Annotated in this window: 11 protein-coding genes and 1 rRNA gene; 10 read left to right on the top strand and 2 right to left on the bottom strand. The window is 72.6% G+C overall.

Annotated elements, in window-relative coordinates; translation table 11 throughout:
* Together rrf and ACWDD9_RS29365 are read left to right on the top strand one after the other, a co-directional pair.
* Positions 1-91, top strand: a 5S ribosomal RNA gene (gene rrf, locus ACWDD9_RS29370); the annotation flags it as partial.
* 59 nt (positions 92-150) lie between these two features.
* On the top strand, positions 151-996 hold the full coding sequence (locus ACWDD9_RS29365; protein WP_388050083.1) for a phosphatase PAP2 family protein: 846 nt from the start codon (positions 151-153) through the stop codon (positions 994-996).
* Positions 997-1,004: 8 nt separating this feature from the next.
* On the opposite strand, the gene ACWDD9_RS29360 is transcribed toward ACWDD9_RS29365, so the two are convergent.
* Positions 1,005-1,568, bottom strand: coding sequence for a GPR1/FUN34/YaaH family transporter (locus ACWDD9_RS29360; protein ID WP_049658771.1), 564 nt, complete (start codon positions 1,566-1,568; stop codon positions 1,005-1,007).
* Between the two features lie 316 nt (positions 1,569-1,884).
* Positions 1,885-4,446 (bottom strand): SpoIIE family protein phosphatase, encoded by a 2,562-nt coding sequence (locus ACWDD9_RS29355; protein ID WP_380743871.1) that lies wholly within the window; start codon positions 4,444-4,446, stop codon positions 1,885-1,887.
* Positions 4,447-5,019: 573 nt separating this feature from the next.
* Between ACWDD9_RS29355 and ACWDD9_RS29350 the strand changes: the two genes are divergently transcribed.
* From ACWDD9_RS29350 to ACWDD9_RS29315, 8 genes are all read left to right on the top strand, one after another.
* Positions 5,020-9,528, top strand: a complete 4,509-nt coding sequence (locus tag ACWDD9_RS29350; RefSeq protein ID WP_449813217.1) for a HAMP domain-containing protein — start codon at positions 5,020-5,022, stop codon at positions 9,526-9,528.
* 293 nt (positions 9,529-9,821) lie between these two features.
* Positions 9,822-10,460 (top strand): response regulator, encoded by a 639-nt coding sequence (locus ACWDD9_RS29345; RefSeq protein WP_049659044.1) that lies wholly within the window; start codon positions 9,822-9,824, stop codon positions 10,458-10,460.
* 148 nt (positions 10,461-10,608) lie between these two features.
* A complete protein-coding gene (locus ACWDD9_RS29340) occupies positions 10,609-13,284 on the top strand; it encodes a DNA translocase FtsK (RefSeq protein ID WP_449813214.1) in 2,676 nt (891 codons plus the stop codon).
* Positions 13,285-13,566: 282 nt separating this feature from the next.
* Positions 13,567-14,430 carry a helix-turn-helix domain-containing protein gene (locus ACWDD9_RS29335; RefSeq protein WP_375877275.1) on the top strand — a complete coding sequence of 288 codons (864 nt, stop codon included), beginning with the start codon at positions 13,567-13,569 and terminating at the stop codon, positions 14,428-14,430.
* A 96-nt stretch (positions 14,431-14,526) separates the two neighbouring features.
* On the top strand, positions 14,527-16,032 hold the full coding sequence (gene rimO / locus ACWDD9_RS29330) for a 30S ribosomal protein S12 methylthiotransferase RimO (RefSeq protein ID WP_049660304.1): 1,506 nt from the start codon (positions 14,527-14,529) through the stop codon (positions 16,030-16,032).
* On the top strand, positions 16,029-16,667 hold the full coding sequence (gene pgsA / locus ACWDD9_RS29325) for a CDP-diacylglycerol--glycerol-3-phosphate 3-phosphatidyltransferase (RefSeq protein WP_049660306.1): 639 nt from the start codon (positions 16,029-16,031) through the stop codon (positions 16,665-16,667). The genes rimO and pgsA overlap by 4 nt, the downstream gene beginning before the upstream one ends.
* 94 nt (positions 16,668-16,761) lie before the next feature.
* Positions 16,762-17,241, top strand: a complete 480-nt coding sequence (locus ACWDD9_RS29320) for a CinA family protein (RefSeq protein ID WP_387973948.1) — start codon at positions 16,762-16,764, stop codon at positions 17,239-17,241.
* 349 nt (positions 17,242-17,590) lie between these two features.
* Positions 17,591-17,959 carry a helix-turn-helix domain-containing protein gene (locus ACWDD9_RS29315; RefSeq protein WP_049660741.1) on the top strand — a complete coding sequence of 123 codons (369 nt, stop codon included), beginning with the start codon at positions 17,591-17,593 and terminating at the stop codon, positions 17,957-17,959.
* The last annotated feature ends 26 nt before the right edge of the window (positions 17,960-17,985 follow it).

Raw genomic sequence — 17,985 nt, 5'->3', positions numbered from 1 at the left:
GCCCGGTTACATTCCGAACCCGGAAGCTAAGCCTTACAGCGCCGATGGTACTGCAGGGGGGACCCTGTGGGAGAGTAGGACGCCGCCGAACAATTATTCCGAAAAGCCCCTTCCCATCCGGGAAGGGGCTTTTTGCGTTACCCTCTGCCAATGCAGAACCTGACCCTGACCTGGCAGTCCGCCGGGGCCGTCTCCGTCGGCCTCTACGCGGGCGCGTACGCCGCGGCGAAGGGCCGGAAGCCGGCGCTGTCCGCGCTGTTGCGGGAGGCCGGCACGCTGCTGGCGCTGTTCGCCCTCTGGCAGCTGGTCGGGCACCTCTCGGTGATGAGTACGGACCACGCGCTGGACCGCGCGAGCTGGATCCACCACACCGAGCAGGTGATCGGACTGCCGGACGAGGCCTCGTGGCAGAAGGCGGTCACGCCGTACCCGGTGCTGGTGAGGCTGGCGAACTACTACTACGCGGCCATGCACTTCGCCGTGATGCTCGGCGTCCTGCTCTGGGTGTTCGTGCGGCACCGCGAGCGCTACGCGTGGGTGCGCAACACGGTGGTGATCACGACCGCGGTCTGTCTGCTGGTGCAGTTCATCCCGGTGGCGCCGCCGCGGATGCTCCCGGAGAGCGGCTTCGTCGACGTGGCCGCCCAGTACGGGCAGTCGGTGTACGGCGGCGCGGTCGGCGGTGTGCTGGTGGCCGACCAGCTGTCGGCGATGCCCTCGGTGCACGTCGCCTGGTGCGTGCTGGCGGCGGTCGCGGTGATCCGGGTGTCGAGCAGTTCGCTGCGATGGGTGATGGTGCTGCACCCGGTGCTGACGGTGGCCGTGGTCGTGGTGACGGCCAACCACTTCTGGCTGGACGGCATCGTGGCGGTGGCGATCCTGCTCCTGGCCTACGCCGTGCTGGCGGTGGCGGCACGGCGCCGGGGCCGGGCCTCCGCCAGGACGGAGGTCCGGCCCCTCAGCGCCGCCGAGGAGCGGCTGGAGCAGGTGGGCTGAACCGACGGTCACTTGACCGGCAGGGCGAGCTTTCCCCAGGAGCCGTTGCTCAGTGCGGAGGTGGCCCGGTACCAGGCGGCGAGCCCGGAGGCGGCCGCGATCCAGCCTCCGGTCTTGGCCAGGCCGCCGTAGCCGCCGAAGCTGGCGACGGCGGAGAGCACCAGGGAGACCGTCAGCAGGCCGTAGACGGCGCGGCCGAGCAGGCCGGCGCCCCAGCTCGCGGCGGTCAGGGTGAGGCCGAGCAGGGCCCACAGCAGCAGGAAGAGGCCGGCGGCGTTCTTGCCGGCTCCGCCGGCCGCGGACCAGGCCGCCCAGAAGGCGCCGAGGCTGGTGAAGGCGGTTCCGGTGAAGCCCTCGCCGCCGCGGAGCTGCCAGAGGCCCGCGATGAAGAGGGTGACGCCGCCGAGGAGGAGGGCGAGGTCGGCCGCGTTCCCGACTCCGGCGCCGTGCAGGACGCCGGTGGAGAGCAGGCCGTAGGCGAGCAGTGTGAGACCGAGCGCGAGGTAGCCGAGGTTACCCGCGTCGGCTCCGGTGGAGCGGGCGTTCGTTGCCCCGGTAGCTTCGTTGCTCACCGGAGGCTCCTTTCACTCTGGGCGCGCGCAGGGCGCAGTGACGCTGTGGTGTCGTCCGGATGAGTGCAGAGAGGAGTGCAGAGAGGTGGAGAGAAGGAGTGGGGATGAGGGCCGCGCGCGACCGCGCCGAGGGCGCACGGCTGTGAGCGTGCGCGGCTGCGGTCGAAGGTGATGGGCCGGCGGACGTGGTGGGCCGGCGGAGAGCCGCCGGTCACGTCCCGGCCGGGGGATTCCCCGGTGGGATCGGTCTACCCGGCCGAAGGCGCTTGTACCATTGTGAATATAACAATTTGTGACTGCGTCAGCGGATGACCGCTCACACCTGACGCCGGGTGGGCACCCGCAGGGTCAGGATCGCCATGTCGTCGGACGGCGGCTCCGGGGCGAAGCGCTCGACCGCGCGCTGCACCCGAGCCGCGACCGCTCCGGCCGTCAGCCCGGTACAGCCGGTGAGCACCTCGGCGAGGCCGTCGTCGCCCAGCATCCGCCGGCCCTCGCGGCGTTCGGTGACCCCGTCGGTGACGCAGAGCAGGACCTCGCCGGGCGCGAGCACCAGGCGCTCGGCGGTGAGGTCGAGGTCGTCCATGACGCCGAGCAGCGGCTGCGGGGTGGCGGCGCGGTCGACCTGGCCGTCGGTGCGCAGTCGCAGCGGCAGCGGATGGCCGGCGCAGACCAGGGAGAGCTCGGTGCTGCCGTCCGGAAGGGGCGTCAGCTCGCCGTAGAGCAGGGTGAGGAAGCGGCTGCGCGAACCCTCGTCCAGGATGGCCGCGTTGAGCCGGCGCAGCACCTGCGGGGCGTCCAGGCCCTCGCGGGCGAGGAGCCGCAGTGAGTGCCGGGCCAGGCCGGTGACCGAGGCGGCCTCGGGGCCGGTGCCGCAGACGTCGCCGATGGCGAAGCCGTAGGTGCCCTCGCGGATGGTGAACAGGTCGTAGAAGTCGCCGCCGACCTCGTTGCCCTCGCCGGCCGCCTGGTAGTAGACGTCCACCTCGACGCCGGGGATCTCCGGCAGGTCCGGCGGGAGCAGGCTGCGCTGGAGGGCCTGGCTGGTGGCGGTGCGCTCGGAGTAGAGGCGGGAGTTGTCCAGGGCGAGGGCGGCCCGGCGGGAGAGGTCCTCGGCGAGTTCGAGGATCTCCTGGCGGAACCGGACGCCGGCCGGGACGCCGAGCACCAGCAGGCCGATGACGCGGTTGCGGGCGGTCAGTGCGAGGACGACGGTCTCGCCGAGCAGGCCGGCCAGGTCCGGGCCGTCGGTGAGGCCGCCGGCTTCGGCGGTCTCGGCGGGGGCCGTCCAGAACCGGACGCCGTGCGAGGGGCCGGCCTCCGGGACGGGGGTCTTGTCGAGCAGGGCGCGCAGCGGGTCGATGCGGTCCTCGTCCTCGTGCAGGACGAAGGCGAGCCGGGCCGGGGAGGCGTGGTCGGCGGTGGTGTAGACGGCGCACCAGGAGGCGAGGGTGGGGACGGCCATCTGGGCCATCAGCGCGAGGGTCTGCTCGTGTTCGAGGGTGCCGGCCAGCAGGTCGGAGGCCTCGACCAGGAAGGAGAGCGAGCCGCGGCGCAGCTGTTCGAGCTCGGTCAGCCGGGTGCTCTCGACGGCGAGGGCGACCCGGTCGGCGGCGAACTGGAGGCGCAGCGCGTCCTCGTTGTCGTAGCGGCCGGGCACGGCGGCGGCGATGCCGAGCGAGCCGATCAGCCGGCCCTCGACCTTGAGCGGGACGGTGATCAGGGAGCGCATGCCGCTGTCGGAGAGCAACGGCAGGCCGGTGGGCCGGGTGGCGAGGTCCTCGTGGACGGAGGGCAGCCGGGCGGAGTCGTAGCGGTTGCCGGTGCCGACCGGGAAGCGGGCGTGCCGGCGGTGCCCGGAGGTGAGGCCGGTGGCGGCGCGGACCTCGAACTCGGCCTCGTCGTCGGTGGTGAGCAGCAGGTACGCGGCGTCGCCGTCGAGCAGGTCGCGGGCGCGTTCGACGGTGCGCTGCAGCAGGGTGTCGAGGTCGTCGGTGGCGACCGGGCCGGCCAGCAGGTCGAGCCGGGGGCCGGCCGGGTCGGGGCGCTCGCCGGGCAGGGCGCGGGCGGGGGAGCGCAGCACCGCGCGGTCGGGTTCGAGGACGAGCAGGCAGAGGGTGGAGGGGACGCCCTCGGTGTCGCGCAGCCGGACCTGGACGCCGTACACCTCGACCTCGCGGCCGTCCTGGCGGCGGACGCCGTAGCCGCCCTCCCAGCGGGCCATCCGCAGGGTGTCGGTCAGGCCGAGGCCGCGGGCGGGGGCCTGCGGCCAGACCGCGAGGTCGGCCCAGGGACGGCCGAGGACGGCGGCGGCGGGGTGCTGGAAGAGCGCCTCGGCGTCCGGGTTCCAGGCCAGCACCCGGCCGTCCTCGTCGAGCTGGACGACGGCGACGTGCACCGGGCCCGGGCCGCTGGGCAGGTCGCTGCCGGGGGTCGCGGGAACGGCGTAGCGGGTGCCGGACACGTGTACGGGCAGGGCGAGGCGGAACCAGACGGTCTTGCGGCCGGCCGCGTACTCGACGCCCCACCGTTCGGCGAGGGCGGAGCACATCAGCAGGCCGCGGCCGCCCTCGCCGTCCGGGTCGGCGTAGCGGTCGGAGTCGACGACCGGACCGTCGCCGAGCGAGGGCAGGCCGCGCTCGGGGTGGTGGTCGGTGACCTCGATCCGGACGCTCTCCTCCTCGCGCAGGCAGCAGACCTCGGCGGCGGTGCCGGCGTGCACGACGGCGTTGGTGACGAGCTCGCTGACCAGCACGACCGCGTCGTCGACGACCTCGGGCAGCCCCCAGCCGAGCAGCGCGTCCCGGACGAAGCCCCGTGCGGCGGCCGCGGACCGGCCGTCGGGGTCGAAGGTGGCGGCTGCGCGCGCGGTGACCACGTTGCCACTTCTCCTCTGCTGCTCTTGCCCTGGCTGTCCGGGGGCGCGGCGCCGACTCCCCGTGCGCGCCGTCGGGGTGAGCGGCGGCGCTGGGTCGGGCCGTGGCCCGGTGCAGCGCTCCACCCTACTTTCCGCTTGGTTCCCCGTGGGGGCGGGGAGTCGAAACTGGCACCAGAGGGTGATTCTGCCCACCTGTTTCGGACGGTGCGGTACGAACCGAGCGCAACCGGCCCTTCACCCGGTGCCGGTGCTGCCAGACTGGGGGGTCCGCGACGGCCGGTGGGAGCAGTACGGTCGTCGGGGTGCCGGCGCGCCGCGGGCCGCCGGTACGCAGCCCGACCGGGCCGGTGCCCGGGTGCGTGCCGCACCGGCACGGGTCGGTCACCGGACAGTTCACGATGTGGGAGGGGCCCGTTGAGTTCGGCCACCAAGGACGCAACCGGAACGACGCCGCCCGCCCCGCGCGGTGGGCGCCCCGGGGCCGCGCCGCGGAACGCGGCCGGTCGGCGGGTGAGTCACAACCGTGGCGCGGAGCCCGCCGAGCTGCGCAAGTTGCTGTCGGCGCTGACCGCGATGCGGGACGGCAACTTCCGCCGCCGGCTGACCGTCCCCGGGGACGGGCCGCTGGCCGAGATCGCCGCGGTCTTCAACGAGGTCGCCGAGCGCAACCAGCACCTGACCGGTGAGCTGGCGCGGGTCCGCCGGGCGGTGGGCCGCGAGGGCCGGCTGAACGAGCGGCTGGAGACCGGCGCGGGCGAGGGCGCCTGGATGGCGGCGGTCGACAACTGCAACGCGCTGATCGACGACCTGGCCCGCCCGATGGCCGATGTGGGCCGGGTGCTCACCTCGATCGCCGAGGGCGACCTGGACCAGAAGATGGAGCTGCGCTCGCTGCACAGCAACGGGGTGAGCCACCCGCTGCGCGGCGAGTACCTGAAGATCGGGCGGACCGTCAACGGGCTGGTGGACCAGCTCTCCGAGTTCACCGACGAGGTGACCCGGGTGGCCCGCGAGGTCGGTACCGAGGGCAAGCTCGGCGGCCAGGCCAAGGTCCGCAGCGTGTCCGGGAGCTGGAAGGACCTGGCGGACTCGGTCAACACCATGGCGGGCCGGCTGACCGCCCAGGTCCGCAACATCGCCCAGGTGACCACGGCGGTCGCCAAGGGCGACCTGTCCCGCAAGGTCACCGTCGAGGTGGCCGGCGAGATGCTGGAGCTGAAGAACACCGTCAACACGATGGTGGACCAGCTGAACGGGTTCGCCGCGCAGGTCACCGGGGTGGCCAGGGACGTGGGGACGGAGGGCCGGCTCGGCGGTCAGGCCCAGGTGCCGGGCGTGGCCGGGGTCTGGCGGGACCTGACCGACTCGGTGAACTTCATGGCCGACAACCTGACCGGCCAGGTCCGCAACATCGCCCAGGTGACCACGGCGGTGGCGCGCGGGGACCTCTCGCAGAAGATCGAGGTGGACGCGCGCGGCGAGATGCTGGAGCTGAAGAACACCATCAACACGATGGTCGACCAGCTCTCCGGCTTCGCCGAGCAGGTGACCAGGGTGGCCCGCCAGGTGGGCACCGAGGGGCGGCTCGGCGGGCAGGCCCAGGTGCCCGGGGCGGCCGGGGTCTGGCGGGACCTGACCGACAACGTCAACTTCATGGCGAACAACCTCACCGATCAGGTGCGCAACATCGCCCAGGTGACGACCGCGGTCGCCAAGGGCGACCTGTCGCAGAAGATCCAGGTGGACGCGCGCGGGGAGATCCTGGAGCTGAAGAACACCATCAACACGATGGTGGACCAGCTGGGCGCCTTCGCGGACGAGGTCACCCGGGTCGCCCGGGACGTCGGCACCGAGGGCATCCTCGGCGGCCAGGCCAGCGTGCCCGGCGTGGCCGGCATCTGGAAGGACCTGACCAACTCCGTCAACCTGATGGCCAACAACCTGACCAGCCAGGTCCGGAACATCGCCGAGGTGACCACGGCGGTGGCGCGCGGCGACGTCTCCAAGAAGATCACCGTCGACGCCCGGGGCGAGATCCTGGAGCTGGTGACGACCGTCAACACCATGGTCGACCAGCTGTCGGCGTTCGCCGACGAGGTGACCCGGGTGGCCCGCGAGGTGGGCACCGAGGGCATCCTGGGCGGCCAGGCCCGGGTGCGCGGGGTGTCGGGCATCTGGAAGGACCTGACCGACAACGTCAACTTCATGGCGTCGAACCTGACCGGACAGGTGCGCAACATCGCCGAGGTCGCCGGTGCGGTGGCCCGCGGCGACCTCTCCAAGAAGATCGCGATCGACGCGCAGGGCGAGGTGGCGGCGCTCGCCGCGACCCTCAACACCATGGTCGACCAGCTGTCCTCCTTCGCGGTGGAGGTCACCCGGGTGGCCCGCGAGGTCGGCACCGACGGCACCCTGGGCGGCCAGGCGAGCGTGCCGGGCGTGGCCGGCATCTGGAAGGACCTGACCGACAACGTCAACCTGATGGCCAACAACCTCACCGGCCAGGTGCGGAACATCGCGCTGGTGATCACCGCGGTGGCCCGCGGCGACCTCTCGCAGAAGATCGACGTCGACGCGCGCGGCGAGATCCTCCAGCTCAAGACCAGCATCAACACCATGGTCGACCAGCTCTCCGCGTTCGCCGACGAGGTCACCCGGGTCGCCCGCGAGGTGGGCACCGACGGACGGCTCGGCGGCCAGGCCCGGGTACCCGGCGTGGACGGCACCTGGCAGGACCTCACCGAGTCGGTGAACGAACTGGCCAACAACCTGACCCGGCAGGTGCGCGCGATCGCCCAGGTCGCCACCGCGGTCACCAGGGGCGACCTGAGCCTGCGGATCGACGTGGACGCCGCGGGCGAGCTCGACGAGCTCAAGGACAACATCAACCAGATGATCGCCAACCTGCGCGAGACCACCCGCACCAACCAGGAGCAGGACTGGCTCAAGACCAACCTGGCCCGGATCTCCGGCCTGCTCCAGGGCCGCCGGGACCTGGAGGCCGTCGCCTCGCTGATCATGACCGAGCTGACCCCGGTGGTCTCGGCCCAGCACGGCGCCTTCTTCCTCGCCCAGCCGGCCGGCCGCACCGCCGAGCTGATCACCGAGGACGACGACGAGAACGACACCGTGCTGCGCCTGATCGGCAGCTACGGCTACCAGCGGCGGGCGATGCCGACCACCTTCCGGCCCGGCGAGTCGCTGATCGGCCAGGCCGCGGTGGAGAAGCGGGCGATCATCCTCAAGGAGGCGCCGCCCGGGTACCTGAAGATCGCCTCCGGCCTCGGCGAGGCCTCCCCGGCCCACATCGTGGTGCTGCCGGTGCTGTTCGAGGGCCGGCTGCTGGGCGTGATCGAGCTGGCCACCTTCAGCTCCTTCACCACCGTCGCACTGGACTTCCTGAACCAGATCGCCGACCTGATCGGCGTCACCGTCAACACCATCAGCGTCAACACCAAGACCGAGGGCCTGCTGCTGGAGTCCCAGCGGCTGACCGCCGAACTCTCGATGCGGTCCGCCGAGTTGGAGGCCCGCCAGGAGGAACTGGAGCGCACCAACGAGGAGTTGCAGGAGAAGGCCGAGCAACTCGCCCAGCAGAACCGCGACATCGAGATCAAGAACGGCGAGATCGAGGAGGCCCGGCAGGTCCTGGAGGAGCGCGCCGAGCAGCTCGCCCTGGCCTCCCGGTACAAGAGCGAGTTCCTCGCCAACATGTCGCACGAGCTGCGCACCCCGCTCAACTCGCTGCTGATCCTGGCCAAGCTGCTCTCCGACAACAACGAGGGCAACCTCTCGCCCAAGCAGGTCGAGTTCGCCGACACCATCCACGGCGCGGGCTCCGACCTGCTCCAGCTGATCAACGACATCCTCGACCTGTCCAAGGTCGAGGCCGGGAAGATGGACGTCCGCCCGGCCCGGATCGCCCTGGTCCAGCTGGTCGACTACGTCGAGGCCACCTTCCAGCCGGTCGCGCTGGACAAGAACCTGGACTTCGCCGTCCGGGTCTCGCCCGCCCTGCCGGTCACCCTGCACACCGACGAGCAGCGGCTCCAGCAGGTGCTGCGCAACCTGATCTCCAACGCGGTGAAGTTCACCGACGCCGGAGCCGTCGACTTCTCGATCCGCCAGGCCGGCCGGGAGGTCCCGCAGCACGTGCGCGAGCGGCTGCTGGAGTCCGGCTCGATCCAGGGCCCGGACGACGAGCTGATCGCCTTCTCGGTCTCCGACACCGGCATCGGCATCCCCGACAACAAGCTGCGGGAGATCTTCGAGGCGTTCAAGCAGGCCGACGGCACCACCAGCCGCAAGTACGGCGGCACCGGCCTCGGCCTGTCCATCAGCCGGGAGATCGCCCGGCTGCTCGGCGGCGAGATCCACGCCGAGAGCGAGCTGGGCAAGGGCTCGACCTTCACGCTCTACCTGCCGCTGCGCACCGAGGCCCCGGAGCCCGTCGGCGACCCGCGCCAGGGCGCTCCGGGCAGCCTGGCGCCGCGGGCCTCGGTCGGGGTGACCCCGGTGGGCCTGCCGGTGCCGGTCGGCGAGAACCCGGCCGACCACTGGGCCCAGGAGGTCCGCGAACTGGCCGAGGAGCGCCGCCGCGGCGCGGTGGAGCGCCGGCGCAGCGCCGCCCTGGAGAGCACCGCCGGCCCGCGGACGGTGGAGCCCGTACCGCCCCGCCCGGCCGGCGGCGGCCGCCGCTTCGACGGCCAGCAGGTGCTGATCGTGGACGACGACGTCCGCAACGTGTTCGCCCTCACCAGCGTGCTGGAGCAGCACGGCCTGACCGTCCTGTACGCGGAGAACGGCCGCGAGGGCATCGAGATGCTGGAGCAGCACGAGAGCGTGGCGCTGGTCCTGATGGACATCATGATGCCGGAGATGGACGGCTACGCGACCACCGAGGCGATCCGCCGGATGCCCCAGTTCGCCGGCCTGCCGATCATCGCGCTGACCGCCAAGGCGATGAAGGGCGACCGGGAGAAGTCGCTGCAGGCGGGCGCCACCGACCACATCACCAAGCCGGTGGAGACCGACCACCTGCTGTCGGTCATGCACGAGTGGTTGAGCGGCGACCGGGCGTGACCCGGGGGGAGGCGTGAACCCCGGCCCGGGCCCCGGGGTTCACGCCGGTCGGTCGGCCGGTTTGCTGGCGGTCGGGCCCGGGAACCCGGTAGGGTCACCGATCGTTGCGAACAGTGACCGGACGGCAACACGCTGGTGAGCGTGCGCCGGAGCACTGACTGCGCGCCGCCCCGGATCGGGTCACGACGGGGCGATGTGCCGGGCGAGGGGGTGCGGCTAGCATGACCGGGGTAGCGGTGGGCAGTACGCGGGTGCCTGCACCGGGCGGCAGGCAGGCGACAGGAGGGCGAGCCCTGATGCAGAAGGCCAAGATCCTCCTGGTCGACGACCGACCGGAGAACCTGCTGGCGCTGGAGGCGATCCTCTCGGCGCTGGACCAGACGCTGGTGCGCGCGGCCTCCGGTGAGGAGGCGCTCAAGGCGCTGCTCACCGACGACTTCGCGGTGATCCTGCTGGACGTGCAGATGCCGGGGATGGACGGCTTCGAGACGGCCGCCCACATCAAGCGCCGGGAGCGCACCCGGGACATCCCGATCATCTTCCTGACCGCGATCAACCACGGTCCGCACCACACCTTCCGCGGCTACGCGGCCGGCGCGGTGGACTACATCTCCAAGCCCTTCGACCCGTGGGTGCTGCGCGCCAAGGTCTCCGTCTTCGTCGACCTGTACGCGAAGAACTGCCAGCTGAAGGAGCAGGCGGCGCTGCTGCGCCTGCAGCTGGAGGAGGGCGGCGGCGAGCAGGCCCTCGGCGGGGCGCTGCTGGGCGAGCTGTCCGCGCGGCTGGCGGCGGTCGAGGAGCAGGCGGAGGCGCTCGGCAAGCAGCTGGACGGGGGCGAGGACGCCGGGGTGGCCGCCACCGCCGCGCACCTGGAGCGCAAGCTCGCGGGGCTGCGCCGGGCCCTGGACGCGATGCGTCCGGGCAGTTCCTGACCCGCGGTCGGCGTTCACCCGTCCGAGTGGTCCGGTGTGCTGCGACCGGGTGAATCCCGGTCAGGGTGACGGTGTGTCTGCGACACGTCCGGGCGCCCGGGCTCGGGCACATGTGCACTGGTCGCCCGCCCCGGTAGGCTGCTGACCCATGGCCACTCGCACGCCCGGGAACGCAGCACGTAAGACGAGTCCGGGAGCGTCCAAGAAGGCCGCGGCGAAGGCCCCGGGCAAGCCGCCCGCGAAGAAGGCGGCGGCGAAGAAGGCGGCCCCCGCGAAGAAGGCCGCGGCCAAGCAGGCCCCGCCCCCGCCGAAGCCGTCCAGGTCGGTGCTGATGGGCACGCTCAACGCCCTGGGCAGCCCGATCGCCGCGATCTTCCGGGGCTTCGGCGACGGGGCCAAGAACCTGCACCCGGCCCACCGCAAGGACGGCGTGGGCCTGCTGCTGTTCGGGCTCGCACTGGTGACCGCGGCCGGCACCTGGTTCAGCCCGCAGGGCTGGCTGGGCGAGGGCGCCACCGCCGTGGTCTCCGGGCTGTTCGGCCGGCTCGACGTGCTGGTGCCGTTCCTGCTGGCCGCGATGGCGATCCGGCTCTGGCGCCACCCGGAGCTGCCGGAGGCCAACGGCCGGATCATGATCGGGCTGAGCGCGCTGCTGGTCGGCGTCCTCGGCCTGGTCCACATCGGCTGCGGCGCGCCCATGATGGGCAGCGGCGCCTCCCGGATACGGGCGGCCGGCGGGATCATCGGCTGGGCCGTCTCCACCCCGATGATGGCCGCCGCCGGACCGGCGCTCGCCGTGCCGCTGCTCCTGCTGCTGGCCTTCTTCGGCCTGCTGGTGGTCACCGCCACCCCGATCAACCGGATCGGCGACCGGGTGCGCGGGGTCGGCATACGGCTCGGCGTGGTCGAGCCCGGGCCCGAGGACGAGCAGCTCTGGGGGCGCACGCCGGAGCGCGAGCTGTCCACCGACCCGCCGGAGGACGCCGACCCCGACGCGCTGCCGTTCACCGTGGACACCGGCAGTGACGACCCCTCGGACGAGGTGGCCGCCCGCCGGCGCCGCCGTCGGCGCAAGCAGACCGACGAGCCGGAGGACGCCGAGCGGATCTCCCTCGACAAGGAGCCGCTGGACCCGTACGCCACCCGCGACCTCGCCGCCGGCGCGGCCGCCGACCTGGACGGCGCGCTGGTCTACGGCGTGCCCGCCTCCTCCGCGGTGGCGGACATGATGCACCAGGTGCAGGACCGCACCGCCCCGCCGGAGGAGGCCGCCGTCCCGGCCGCCCGCAGCGGCGGGCCGGGCGCGCCCGAGGAGCACGGCGCGGCGCCGGTGCGGATGGAGCAGCTCCAGCTCGGCGAGGGCGTCACCTACGCGCTGCCCTCGCTCGACCTGCTGGAGCGCGGCGGCCCGGCCAAGGCCCGCAGCGCCCTCAACGACGAGGTGGTCGCCCAGCTCACCGGCACCTTCGCCGAGTTCAAGGTGGACGCCAAGGTCACCGGCTTCACCCGGGGCCCGACGGTCACCCGCTACGAGGTCGAGCTCGGCCCGGCCGTCAAGGTGGAGCGGATCACCGCGCTCGCCAAGAACATCGCGTACGCGGTGGCCAGCCCGGACGTGCGGATCATCAGCCCGATCCCGGGCAAGTCCGCGGTCGGCATCGAGATCCCCAACCGGGACCGCGAGATGGTCAACCTCGGCGACCTGCTGCGCTCGCGCACGGCCGCCGAGGACACGCACCCGATGGTCGTCGGCATGGGCAAGGACGTCGAGGGCCACACCGTGATGGCCAACCTCGCCAAGATGCCGCACATCCTGGTGGCCGGCGCGACCGGCGCCGGAAAGTCCTCCTGCATCAACTGCCTGATCACCTCGATCCTCGCCCGGGCCACGCCCGACGAGGTGCGGATGGTGCTGGTCGACCCCAAGCGGGTCGAGCTGACCGCGTACGAGGGCATCCCGCACCTGATCACGCCGATCATCACCAACCCCAAGAAGGCCGCCGAGGCCCTCCAGTGGGTGGTGCGCGAGATGGACATGCGCTACGACGACCTCGCGGCGTTCGGCTTCCGGCACGTGGACGACTTCAACGCCGCCGTGAAGGCCGGCAAGGTCACCCCGCCGCTGGGCAGCGAGCGCGAGCTGAGGCCGTACCCGTACCTGCTGGTGATCGTCGACGAGCTGGCCGACCTGATGATGGTCGCCCCGCGCGACGTCGAGGACTCGGTGGTCCGGATCACCCAGCTGGCCCGCGCGGCCGGCATCCACCTGGTGCTCGCCACCCAGCGGCCCTCGGTGGACGTGGTCACCGGCCTGATCAAGGCCAACGTGCCGTCCCGGCTGGCCTTCGCGACCTCCGCGATGGCCGACTCCCGGGTCATCCTGGACCAGCCCGGCGCGGAGAAGCTGATCGGCAAGGGCGACGCGCTCTTCCTGCCGATGGGCGCGAGCAAGCCGATCCGGATGCAGGGCGCGTTCGTCACCGAGGCGGAGATCGCCAGGGTGGTGGAGCACTGCAAGGACCAGCTGAGCGCCGTCTACCGGGACGACGTGATGGTCGGGGCCGGGCCGAAGAAGGAGATCGACGAGGAGATCGGCGACGACCTGGACCTGCTGGTCCAGGCGGCCGAGCTGGTGGTCTCCACCCAGTTCGGCTCCACCTCGATGCTCCAGCGCAAGCTCCGGGTCGGCTTCGCCAAGGCGGGCCGGCTGATGGACCTGATGGAGTCGCGCGGGATCGTCGGCCCGAGCGAGGGCTCCAAGGCCCGCGACGTGCTGGTGAAGCCGGAGGAGCTGGACGGGGTGCTGATCACCCTTCGGGGTTGACGGTCGGCCCCCGGGGCCGGCGGCCCGTGTCCTGACCGAGGTGTCACTCGTTCGGAGGAGGGTAGGCGCCGTGTGGGGAACCGAACGTCCGTACGCCGCGTCACACGGCGGAAAGCGACCGCCGGGCTCCCCCCGCACGGCTCCGCTGACGGTTCGTCAGCGCCGTGCCGGACCCCGGTCGGACCGGGCGCGCGCATTCGGCCCGTTCCGCTTGAGAAACGATCCGCCCGCGCCCCTAGACTGTTCCCCAGCAGGTGGCCATCCGCTCGAAAGGCGTGCCCCGTGACCATCGGCAAGTCCTCCGACCGCGAGAACGCCATGCCGTCCGTCGAGCCGACCGACGACGTGGTGCAGGCGGCCGATGCCCCGAGCATCGGCCGGGTGCTGTCCACCGCCCGGATCGACGCGGGGCTCACGGTGGACCAGGTGAGTACCGCCACCCGGGTGCGGGTGCCGATCGTCCATGCCATCGAGGAGGACGACTTCGCCCGCTGCGGCGGCGACTTCTACGCCCGAGGGAACATCCGGCTGATCGCCCGCGCGGTCGGCCTGGACGGCGAGGCGCTGGTCGCCCGGTACGACGCCGCGCACGGCGGCCCGCCCGCCGCCAGGCGCCCGGCGACCCAGCTGATCGACAGCGGCCCGATCAAGGTGCCCCGGCGCGGCCGGCCGAACTGGGCGGCCGCCATGGTCGCCGCGATCGTCGCCGTGGTCGCGCTGATCGGCTTCAACCTGGTCAGCGGCAAGGGCGGGCACGGCACCACCGGCTCGGCCAGCGCGCCGCTGCCCAGCGGCTCCGGCACCGGCTCGGTGGCCCCCGCCGCCACCCCCGCCGTCCAGCCGCCGGCGCCCGTGCCGAGCGCCGCCGCGATCGCCGCCGTCCCGGCCGACAAGGTCACCGTGAAGCTGGTCGCCGAGGGCACCAGCTGGGTCTCGGCGATGGACGGCAACGGCAAGTCGCTGTTCCAGAACAACATCGGCAACGGCCAGGACCAGACCTTCACCGACCCCAAGCAGATCAAGCTGGTGCTCGGCAACGGCGGGGCCGTGCACGCGTACGTCAACGGGAAGGACCTCGGCCTCCTGGGCAAGGACGGCCAGGTGGTGCACGTCACGTACACCCCCGGAGACCCGCAGGCGGGCTGACCACAGGGGCCGTCCGGCCCGCTGATGATCAGCTGATCCGAGGCGCGCGGCCTCCGGGGCGAACGGCACCGGAGCCCGCGCGTTAATCTTGGGCCTATGCCTGAACGCCGTACTGTCGCCCTTGTCACGCTCGGATGCGCCCGCAACGAGGTGGACTCCGAGGAACTCGCCGGGCGACTGGAGGCCGACGGCTGGTCGCTGGTCGACGACGCCTCCGAAGCGGACGTCGCCGTGGTCAACACCTGCGGCTTCGTCGAGGCCGCCAAGAAGGACTCGGTGGACGCCCTGCTGGAGGCCAACGACCTCAAGGGGCACGGCCGCACCCAGGCCGTCGTCGCGGTCGGCTGCATGGCCGAGCGGTACGGCAAGGAGCTCGCCGACGCCCTCCCCGAGGCGGACGGCGTCCTCGGCTTCGACGACTACGCGGACATCTCCGACCGCCTCCAGACCATCCTCTCCGGCGGCCACCACGCCCCGCACCTCCCGCGCGACCGCCGCAAGCTGCTGCCGATCAGCCCCGCCGAGCGGCAGAGCGCCGCCGAGACCGTCGCCCTGCCCGGCCACGGCACCGAGGCCGCCGCCGAGCCCATCGCCGACCTGCCCGACGGCCTCGCCCCGGCCTCCGGCCCGCGCACCCTGCGCAAGCGGCTGGACGACAGCCCGGTGGCCTCCGTCAAGCTCGCCTCCGGCTGCGACCGGCGCTGCTCCTTCTGCGCCATCCCGGCCTTCCGCGGCTCCTTCATCTCCCGCCGCCCCTCCGACGTGCTCAACGAGGCCCAGTGGCTGGCCGGGCAGGGCGTGCGCGAGATCGTCCTGGTGAGCGAGAACAACACCTCGTACGGCAAGGACCTCGGCGACATCCGGCTGCTGGAGACGTTGCTCGGCGAGATCTCCGCGATCGAGGGCGTCGAGCGGGTCCGGGTCTCCTACCTCCAGCCGGCCGAGATGCGCCCGGGCCTGGTCGACTCGATGACCGGTACCGCCGACGTGGTGCCCTACTTCGACCTGTCCTTCCAGCACTCGGCGCCCGCCGTGCTGCGCCGGATGCGCCGCTTCGGCTCCACCGACCAGTTCCTGGAGCTGCTGGGCACCATCCGCGGCAAGGCCCCGCAGGCCGGCGCCCGGTCCAACTTCATCGTCGGCTTCCCCGGCGAGACCGAGGAGGACTTCGCCGAGCTGGAGCGCTTCGTCACCCACGCCGGGCTGGACGCGATCGGCGTCTTCGGCTACTCGGACGAGGACGGCACCGAGGCCGCGACCTACGACGGCAAGCTCGCCGACGACGTGATCGCCGACCGGGTGGACCGGCTGAGCCGGCTGGCCGAGGAGATGACCGCCCAGCGGGCCGAGCAGCGGATCGGCACCGAGGTCGAGGTGCTGATCGAGTCGATCGAGGACGGCGTGGTCGAGGGCCGCTCCGCCCACCAGGCGCCGGAGACCGACGGCCTGACCACCCTGGAGGGCGTCGAGGCCCCCGCGGTCGGCCAGTTCTGGCGGGCCAAGGTGGTCGCCAGCGAGGGCGTCGACCTGATCGCCGAGGCGTTGGAGCAGGTGCGACTGCCCCGGACGTCGGGGGCCGAGGCCTCGGGAGCCGGGGAATGACCAAGGGGCCCGGCGCCCCGGCCGCGGCCCACCCGGGCAGACCGGTGGCCGCGGCGCCGTCGACCCCGGGGATCTGGAACATCGCCAACGTGCTCACGATGGTCCGGGTGCTGCTGGTGCCGGTCTTCGTGGCGCTGCTGTTCGCCGGCGGCGGGCACGACCCCAAGTGGCGCTCGGTCGCCTGGGCCTCGTTCGCGATCGCGATGATCACCGACCTGTTCGACGGTGAACTGGCCCGGCGCAAGGGCCTGGTCACCGACTTCGGGAAGATCGCCGACCCGATCGCCGACAAGGCGATCATGGGCTCGGCGCTGATCGGCCTCTCGCTGCTCGGCGACCTGCCCTGGTGGGTCACCGCGGTGATCCTGGCCCGCGAGCTCGGCATCACCCTGATGCGGTTCTGGGTGATCCGCTACGGGGTCATCCCGGCCAGCCGCGGCGGCAAGCTCAAGACGCTGACCCAGGGCACCGCGGTCGGCATGTACGTACTGGACCTGACCGGCTGGCTGGCCACCGGGCGGGCGGTCCTGATGGGGCTGGCGGTACTGCTGACCGTCGGCACCGCGCTGGACTACATCGGGCAGGCGCTGCGCCTGCGCCGCGAGGGACGGACCGCGGCGCGGGCCGGCCGCTGAGCGACGGGGGAACCGGGTGTCGGAGCGGGACGTGGCGGAGCACGGCGCGGCGGCGCGGGGCGTGCCGGTGCGGGACGCGGTGGCGCCGGACGCGGTGGCGCGGGACTTCGCACTGGCCGAGCGGGCGCACGCCGCGCTGCGGGCCGAGGGCGGCACGCTCGCCGTCGCCGAGTCGCTGACCGGGGGGCTGCTGGCCGCCGCGCTGGTGGACGTCCCCGGGGCGTCCGCGACCTTCCGGGGCTCGGTCACCGCGTACGCGACCGAGCTGAAGGCCTCGGTGCTCGGGGTGGACGAGGGCCTGCTGGACGTGTACGGGCCGGTCCACCCGGTGGTGGCCCGACAGATGGCCGAGGGCGTGCGCGCACTGCTGGGGGCCACGTACGGGCTCGCGACGACCGGGGTGGCCGGGCCGGACCCCCAGGACGGGCAGCCGGTGGGCACCGTACACCTGGCCGTCGCCGGCCCGGGGGGAACTCTGGTCAGTTCTCCCCTGCTGTCGGGCGGTCGTGCCACAATCCGTCACGAAGCGGTGACCGCCGCGCTGGAGCTGCTGGTCGGTCGGTTCGCACGGTAGGCCGGTTCGTACGGCCGGCCGGTTTCGCGCGACCGGGGCCCGTGGGGAGGGCCTCCACCGACCGGGATCGCCGGGCGGGCGCGCGGGTATGGGACAGCGGGAGGATCGTGTTACATCCAACACCCTGGTTGGGCAGAAACCAGGTGGCGAACGAGTTGCGTGACGGTGGCCGGGTGGGTCGCTACGGGTACCACGAGGGGCCCGCGAACCCGGGTGCGACACCGGAACAAGGAGGGGGACGGCCTTGCAGCCCAGAGTGAACACGACCAGGGTCCCCGCACGCGAAGCGGGCAAGGCGGTACGGTGGGGTCGTGACATCTCGATCCGCAGTCCGAGGAGGGAGGCACCGATGATCCTGCTTCGTCGCCTACTGGGCGATGTACTGCGTCGGCAGCGCCAGCGCCAGGGCCGCACACTCCGCGAGGTGTCGGCGGCAGCCAGGGTTTCGCTCGGATACCTCTCCGAGGTCGAGCGGGGACAGAAGGAGGCCTCCTCGGAGCTGCTCTCCGCCATCTGCGACGCACTCGACGTCCGGATGTCCGAGGTCATGCGCGAGGTCAGCGACGAACTGTCGCTCGCTGAACTTGCGGCGATGGCCACCCTCTCCGAAGGTGATCTGCTGAGGCCGGTACTCGAACCGGTTCCGCTGCCCGCCCCCGGCACCGACCGGGCGAACATGTCGCCCAAGGCCGCCGCGATGGACGTGGTCGCCGCCTGATCCCGGCCTCGACTCCCGGGCGCCCC

This window comes from Kitasatospora sp. NPDC001119 (genome assembly GCF_053598475.1).
This window is presented reverse-complemented; position numbering and strand designations above follow the sequence as displayed.